The organism is Mesorhizobium sp. M8A.F.Ca.ET.181.01.1.1 (assembly GCF_004792025.1).
GTDB lineage: Bacteria > Pseudomonadota > Alphaproteobacteria > Rhizobiales > Rhizobiaceae > Mesorhizobium.
Genome location: NZ_SRTV01000136.1, coordinates 1 through 338 on the forward strand (window position 1 = coordinate 1; position 338 = coordinate 338).

At 63.0% G+C, this 338-nt stretch carries 1 protein-coding gene; it reads right to left on the reverse strand.

All coding sequences use genetic code 11. From position 1 onward, the window contains the following. Nucleotides 1–159: lycopene cyclase family protein (locus EN824_RS33930; protein ID WP_135933195.1), on the reverse strand; the 159-nt coding region annotated here is incomplete at its 3' end. Nucleotides 160–338: the final 179 nt, after the last annotated feature.

The window sequence follows — 338 nt, forward strand, 5'->3', positions numbered from 1 at the left end:
CTTGCCGCCCGCTTCGAGCAAAAGCACCTGCACGTCCGGATCTTCGGTCAGGCGATTGGCGAGCACGCAGCCTGCTGTCCCCGCGCCGACGACAATGTAGTCGAATTCGCCTTCGAGACGCCGCTCCGACGCCGACGACGCGGCTTGCACGTGGCTCATCGTTCAGTCTCCTAATCATTTTTTTTGCCGATGGCGTGACGCCCGGCCTGATCGACGCCTTCGGCGCGCTGTTCGGTCCGCGCCGCCGAAGGCTAACGTCCGTAGTTACTTCGCGACCGGCATCGTGAATTCGGCGCCCTTCGCGATACTGTCGGGCCAGCGCTGCATGATGCTCTTGT